Raw genomic sequence first — 7,132 nt, forward strand, 5'->3', positions numbered from 1 at the left:
TAATAGGCATAGAAATTTACGGTAATAGGCATAGAAATTTACGGTAATAGGCATAGAAATTTACGGTAATACTCACAAATTAGGCATAGATAAAATAAAAGACTTGCCTTTAATGTAGGGATAGACTAATTTTTTGTCTATCCCATTGAGTAGGAAGCGACATGTCTGAACTAATAGCATATAAATCCAATGCGTTGATTGAAGCTAGTTACAAACTAACTTTACAGGAACAGCGCTTGCTATTGATGTGTATTGGAAAGTTAAACCCTCGGGATAAAACTCCTCAAAAAACATTCAAAATTACATCTGGCGATTTTTATCTAGCATTTCCTGATATGGGAAAAAGTAATGCAGAACGACATTTAAAAGAAGCTATAGATAAGCTCGCTGAACGTTGGATATATATACAAAACAATAATGAAAGACGACGTATTCGCTGGATCCAAGAAGAAGCAGAATATTTTGAGGGTGAGGGAAAAATAGAAATTGTTTTTGCTGACTCCATAATGCCCTACTTAACTCAGCTTCAAGGTCAATTTACTAAAATCGTGATCAAAAATGTATCAACACTAAAAAGTGTCTATAGCATTCGTTTATATGAGTTATTAATGCAATTTAAAGTGATTGGAGATCGATTGATCAGCATTGATGATTTTCGCTCGATGCTAGGTTTGGACGAAAAAAAATACGCCACCTTCAAATCACTTAATCAGTGGGTAATAAAACCAGCAATAAAAGAGTTAAACCAAAAAAGCAATCTATCAGTAACAGTTGATACCGTAAAAAAAGGCAGGAGTGTATTTGCACTACACTTTCACTTCAAAGAAGATCAACAAATAAAAATGATGTTAGAGGATTGATTATGGCTTTGGTATCAATCAGTGAAGCGGCAAGACTGACAGGAAAAGCAAGAAGCACACTACACAAGTATATAAAACAAGGAAGACTGTCTACGACTACAGATCAGAATACTGGTAAAAAAACCATTGAAACATCTGAATTAATTAGAGTATTTGGCAAAATAAGTAATTTACCAACTACAATCAGTGACAGCATCACTAGTGTATCAAAACTACAACCGGAAACACAAAATGATACACAGTCACTACAAGCTAAACTTCAACTCCTTGAACAAGAAAATACACATTTAAAAGCCGAAAAAGAGCTACTTTCAAAAAATTTAGATGACATACGACAGGCAATGCTTCTAATTGAATCCAAGCTACCGACAACACCTGAACCCGTTGCACCGGAGCCTGTCAAAAAATCATGGGCATTCTGGAAAAAATAGCCGGTTGGCGTGATTTTTACCGCGAACCCGAAACCGCTATTGTGATAACAAATGAGTAACAATAAAACAGTGTGTTTTCGGCAGGAAAAGAGGCGGTTTTGAACTGTTCGGGGTGTTTTCAGGATGAAACCAGAAGCGGGTGTGCGCTTAAGCACGATTATGTTAAATTATACACAATATACTGAATTTAACTTACGCCAAGCTTTGTAAATTGTAGGATTGTATCTTACATTATTCGCTCATTCATTAATGTCAGGGTATAGATAATATACCCTGATTGCTTCACTTACCTGTGGATTTGCTCGGTTTTAACTCAGGAGTATTTCCCGGAGTATCTTTATTGTCGCGTCGACGTTGATCTGGTTTTCCCGTCGATTTTGCGATGGGTTTCGGACCAGGTTTAAGACCCATAGTAATCTCCTTTCTTTGTAAGAGGAAAGCCCTCAATATGAACATATGAGGCCGCATTAAAAATAATCAAGTCGGGTAATATATAACCACATTAATTTCTAACAGAAAAAGGTGCTTCTGGTCTTTTTCATAGTTTTCGACTATAATTTGCTATACATGTATAGCAAAAGTAGATCAAGAGGTAGCCATGTTAGCTATTCGTTTATCTGATGACATTGAAACACGTCTGGAGTCACTCGCAAAACAGACAGGAAGAACCAAAACATTCTATGCGAGAGAAGCTATCCTCACTCATTTGGAAGATTTGGAAGACTACTACCTTTCCGCTGAAACCGTTGCAAAAATTCGTCGCGGTGAAGAGTTAGTTCATTCGTCTGAAGACGTGAGGAAAGCTCTTGGTCTGGACGATTAATTATTCTGAACGGGCGTTAAAATCTCTACGAAAAATGGATAAACAAAATGCGCGTCGTATTGTAGATTTTATGGATTTACGTATTGCAGTTTCAGATGATCCTCGACAGTCAGGCAAACCACTCAAAGGTGAACTAGGTGAGTTCTGGCGTTATAGAGTTGGTGATTATCGGATACTATGCCAAATAATAGATGATGAGCTTATCATTCTTGCAGCTACTATAGGGCACCGTAAAGAAGTTTATTTATGATTAGCCCGCAATGCGGGCTTTCTTTAGACTATAGAGCGCTGTAGTTAAATACTATTTTTTTCTATTATTTTCTATTATATTTAATATATTGTTCATTTTTTCTATAGTCTCTTCTATCCATTTATCTCCAGATTTATAGATACCATTTTCAAGATCTCTACTTTCCGAGTCTTTTATTATTTTCTTTAATGCTCTTTCATATTCAACTTTTTGTCCTTTATTAAAGGTAGCATATACCTTTTCATAAAAAGTAATATAAAGAGATATTTGCCTATATTTAAATATGTCATTTGGGATTATTTGCATTAAGGAATCGCCTTTAGTAAATAGATCAAATGATTCAGCTCCTTTACATTCTAACCCTTTTAAAAAAAACAACCTTGCTTGCTGGGTATTTATGTTATTTGTGTGATATTCACTACCTTTAAGCTCTGCTAAACTATATGCTGTTTCCAAGTAAATTGAAGCATTTGGATAATCTTTAAATGGTATTACTGACATTGCATATTGAACCCAGTAATGAGGTTCTTTAATCAACCTAGGAATGATAACTTTAAGTTTTTCATAATAAAATTTAATTGCACTTCTTTTCTGTGGCAATACCTTTTCAACGATTGAAAATCTCAATAAAGACTTTATTATTTTCTGCCAACTGCTATCTTTAGTATCAGAGCTGTTCTTATTAAGATTATTAACTATTTCCAGTAATTGATTAGCTATATACATAGGCTCAAATTGATTTGAAATCAAAAACCTTGATAGAGTACTTGACCTTGTTTTTATTAAGCCTTTTTCAATTCTAAATAAATTGATAACTCCTTTATTTTCAATGAAATCAGTTGAAAAAATCACATTATTCATTGCCATATCTGAAATTATAGAACGGTCCATATTATGACCAATAATATCAATTAATAAAATTGCAAAAATAGTTTCCTTATATCCTTTATTTTTAAATATATTATTAGTTATCTCATTTATTTTTGTTTTTATTGATTCTGACTCCAATACTGAAAGCAATAATATTGACAATTGTTTTTTTGCTTCATCATCTAGCCCGTGTAGCTTTCTCTTCTTAGATAAACCGGCCTTATCCCCCCAAGCTCCCAAATTATCAACTATATTGATAAAACTATCAACCTCATCATCTAACAAGTAATCCAAATTATAGTTTTTAAATTTATTTAGCCCTATCGGAAGTAATAGCTCCTTTGTATTTTCATACCCATAATGTCGAGCAGTAATTACAACTTGTATATTTTCATGAGACTGTTCAAGTATATATTTGAGTTCATCAATAGAATTGTCGTAATTATCAATAAAAATTATATTCTTATTTTTATTATTTGATAAAATCTCAATATCTTTAGTAAAAGAATATTCATTACTTGAATATAAATAACAATTAAACCCGACTCTTGTCATTATTGACATTAATATTTTTACAAGTATCGTCTTCCCATTACCTAAGTCACTTGTAATGATAACATTATCGCCAGATAAAATATTATTTTTTATTTCTTCGATTTCTTTTCTATAGATAAATCTACGATCATAATCATTTGTCAAAGTGCACTGATCAATATAATGGTTACTTACATTACCAAATAACATAAATTTCGATATATCAAAATCTCTTATTTCATAGTTATCTAATTGATTCTGATACATTTCCATAGAACTAACAATTTCAACTTCTTTTTTCCCATCATTTGATAATTCATTTAATATTTTCGAGAAACCATTAATTCCTATATTTAATATATTACCAAATATAGATAACTTATAATTATCAAATTTACTAGAATTTTCTCTAGTTATGAAAAATGTTTTACTTTTAATTTCCTTATTATTAAAGAGTATTTTTTGCACATCTAAATCATACATTGAATAGCCAACAAAAAAAATAGCACTGCAATGCTCTATATCATTCTTAAATTGAGAATACCATGGTGAATTTAAAAATTGGTCAGATGATAAGTATGACGATGTTGTTAATTTTATTTTATTATCTAGATCTCTTTCATTAGCGCCGTCTATTTTTCCATTTATATGCAAACATATATCTTTATGTCTTCTATATTTTCCCGTATCATCAGTTAAATCTAAAGACGTAATAGTCTTTCCACTTTTTAAGCTAGCTAATTCAATTGCATTATCATAATTTGTTGTATATATTTTTCTCCAACTATTTTTACAGATAGACACTTGTTCATCAGTTACTTCTTTAACGGAAAAAGTTCTTTTTAAAATATTTAATAAATTATTTTTTTGTGGTACTTCTTTTAAAAAGATATCAGAGCTAATCATTAGGTCATCACAATTTTCCACCTGATTAATATAATTTTCATCAGCTCCTATGCTTTGAAAATATCTAGAATTTTCTTTTGAAATTATCTTTGCCAAATCTTTTGCCAATGGCAATTTATAACCATCAACATTAATAGACTCTAACGAAAAACCAGCCCCTACAAATAAAATAGCATTTCCATTTAAAATTAATCTTTCAATTTTATCTAAATCTAAATCACTTTCTAACTGAGTACCAATAAGTGATTTAAGTTTCATCAGTTCACTATTTTCCATTTCACAATCCATTAATTAAATTAAAAATGATATTTTTAAAAAAATATTAATTACATACAAAAATATCCCATAAAACGCTTATTGTAGCCTGGCGCTTTCTGTTCCTGAATAGGCTACTCTCGTAGTTAGAGTAGGAAAACCATAAATACTGTAGATAAACTAAGTGAAAAATACAGCAAAATATGTTGGAAATGTGCATCAATTACTAGATATCAGATGGATATTATTAAAAAAAAAACAATAACATAGTTATATTGAATAGAGATTACACTGACATCAAATAGAGGTCATATGCAATTTTTCACTGCGCACGAAGTTATCATTATTTCCGCCAAATATTGTGACAGATGTCATTTGCACGCTGAAAAAGACGATCCTGAATTTCATGAATTTCTGTCGATTGATCGGCAGGCTGGTTTTGGATCTACCTTCGGTGATGGAAATAACTTGAAGCTGGATTTATGTCAGCATTGCGTGAAAGAACTGTTGAATCCGTGGTTATCAGTTAGTGAACCAGATTCATTTTGACAATGAAAGATTGATTTTTGAATCCCTTAATCAACCTTTCAAATTATAAATAATTGATAATTAATATTTTTATAAATTTTACTCCTGATAAACACATGCGGAAAATCGTTAAATTTGGATACAAAAAAACGAAAATTAATCGCAATTAATTGATTTTTAATCATTAGCTTACAGTCTGGTTTAATGTATTTTCAGCGAAAGGTTGATACATACAAGATATTCCGGCTAAAAAACAACCGCACACTTATCCTCGTCTTTTTGATGAAAACCAGACTTTTTCATCAGAGATGTTTGTTTTAAAAATTATCAAAGACATTAAGTCACCAAAACCCTAATGGTGACTTAATGCATAACGTTATTAAGTCACCAAGACCCTAGTGACGACTTAATGTATTGGCTGTATTAAGTCACTACTAGGGTAGTTACGGTATAATTAGTTTATGACCAGACAGGGTTTTAGGCTGGGTTAATAACCTTGTCATTTTCCGGTTTACAGGGGGTACTGTGAGCCGAAGGCGACGTAGTTTGTACCGGTGATTAACTGGGTGAAATTCCTGATGGATTAGTATTGACGTCAAGAATGAAGAGAGACAAAATCAAATTGCAACGTTTGTAGACTGCCCTGAATGGAGATGAATATCCTGTTCGGGGTTTTTGCCATTTTGATTAATACAATCTCAGAACTATGGAGTAGACGTCGAACCTGAACTTAGAACGTTTAAACCGACAAATGCCAGCACCTGTTCTGGTCTGAAAATGAAAAATTGGTTTTTAAACTCAGTAATGAACCTGTTGCCTTGCAGAGAACAATCTTTTAGCTGCATGTCTTACAACCGGCAATCTTTAGTTTATCCATTTGATAAATAATAATTTAAATAACATTATTCTTGCTGTTCAAATTCTTTCATCATCGTAAATACCAATATTCATCGGATATCAAAAACATCATAACCTTTTGATTTAAAATGATCTGAAATCAAAATCCAGTGAAAGGTTGACGTCTGTGCGGCGGATTGCTTGATTCTTAACCACCTTCATTCCTGATTCTGCATCTGTTCTTTTGAAAAAACAGATTTTGAAAGTCACATGAACCGTTTTCTGAACGGCAGCATAAATTCTGGGAATATGCCTGAGAATGAAAAATACAATCTTACTGCAATATCGGTTATAGCAATAAAAAGCCACAGAACGAATCAGGAGTGGTTTTTATATCTTGAATATGGAATTCATCGTCACAAGCGAAGAAAGTCGCTTATAAGCTCATACAGCACTATTCTGATTGAGCCGTGAGCGTAGCGAACTTAATTGCACGGAAGAATCAGCGGTTCAGTGGCTTGATGGTCGGAGACAAAAAATTCTGTCAGCGATATGCCCCCGCATTGCGGGGGAGCTACCAGGGTTTGAGAATATGTTTTGAAAAGAAATAAACAGAGTTTGCGACATCCTTTTGAATACGGGAAAACGTGATGTATCTGACAGATTGAGTTGATTTATCCACAGGGCTTTTCTGTTTTAAATTATTTTTTGTTTTTAAATCTTGTTTTATCTATGTATATCCTTTTGTTTTATAAGAATTAAAATCCTAATAGGCATAGAAATTTACGGTAATAGGCATAGAAATTTACGGTAATAGGCATAGAAATTTACGGTAATA

The 7,132-nt window shown here is 32.3% G+C and carries 6 protein-coding genes; 5 read left to right on the top strand and 1 reads right to left on the bottom strand.

Annotated features, from left to right (window positions below):
* Positions 1 to 161 precede the first annotated feature (161 nt).
* From ABN099_RS18820 to ABN099_RS18835, 4 genes are all read left to right on the top strand, one after another.
* A complete protein-coding gene (locus tag ABN099_RS18820; protein WP_069368824.1) occupies positions 162 to 860 on the top strand; it encodes a replication initiation protein in 699 nt (232 codons plus the stop codon).
* 2 nt (positions 861 to 862) lie between these two features.
* Complete coding sequence (locus tag ABN099_RS18825) at positions 863 to 1,291, top strand: DNA-binding protein (RefSeq protein ID WP_349465921.1); 429 nt, start codon at positions 863 to 865, stop codon at positions 1,289 to 1,291.
* 598 nt (positions 1,292 to 1,889) lie between these two features.
* Positions 1,890 to 2,114, top strand: a complete 225-nt coding sequence (relB, locus tag ABN099_RS18830; protein ID WP_156734551.1) for a type II toxin-antitoxin system RelB family antitoxin — start codon at positions 1,890 to 1,892, stop codon at positions 2,112 to 2,114.
* Positions 2,098 to 2,364: a type II toxin-antitoxin system RelE family toxin gene (locus ABN099_RS18835; RefSeq protein ID WP_156734549.1), complete on the top strand. Its 267-nt coding sequence runs from the start codon at positions 2,098 to 2,100 to the stop codon at positions 2,362 to 2,364. Before relB ends, ABN099_RS18835 begins: the two co-directional genes overlap by 17 nt.
* A 51-nt stretch (positions 2,365 to 2,415) precedes the next feature.
* Here the strand turns inward: ABN099_RS18835 and ABN099_RS18840 are convergent, their stop codons facing one another.
* Positions 2,416 to 4,950, bottom strand: coding sequence for an SIR2 family protein (locus ABN099_RS18840; protein WP_349465922.1), 2,535 nt, complete (start codon positions 4,948 to 4,950; stop codon positions 2,416 to 2,418).
* Positions 4,951 to 5,241: 291 nt separating this feature from the next.
* Between ABN099_RS18840 and ABN099_RS18845 the strand changes: the two genes are divergently transcribed.
* Complete coding sequence (locus ABN099_RS18845) at positions 5,242 to 5,478, top strand: hypothetical protein (RefSeq protein ID WP_156734545.1); 237 nt, start codon at positions 5,242 to 5,244, stop codon at positions 5,476 to 5,478.
* The last annotated feature ends 1,654 nt before the right edge of the window (positions 5,479 to 7,132 follow it).

The sequence above is a fragment of the Proteus hauseri genome (assembly GCF_040139125.1).
GTDB classification, from domain to species: Bacteria; Pseudomonadota; Gammaproteobacteria; order Enterobacterales; family Enterobacteriaceae; genus Proteus; species Proteus hauseri_B.

Coding starts and splice junctions, on each gene's coding strand:
- ABN099_RS18845 (WP_156734545.1), top strand. CDS start 5,242: ATGCAATTTTTCACTGCGCACGAAGTTATCATTATTTCCGCCAAATAT.
- ABN099_RS18840 (WP_349465922.1), bottom strand. CDS start 4,950: ATGGAAAATAGTGAACTGATGAAACTTAAATCACTTATTGGTACTCAG.
- relB (WP_156734551.1), top strand. CDS start 1,890: ATGTTAGCTATTCGTTTATCTGATGACATTGAAACACGTCTGGAGTCA.
- ABN099_RS18825 (WP_349465921.1), top strand. CDS start 863: ATGGCTTTGGTATCAATCAGTGAAGCGGCAAGACTGACAGGAAAAGCA.
- ABN099_RS18820 (WP_069368824.1), top strand. CDS start 162: ATGTCTGAACTAATAGCATATAAATCCAATGCGTTGATTGAAGCTAGT.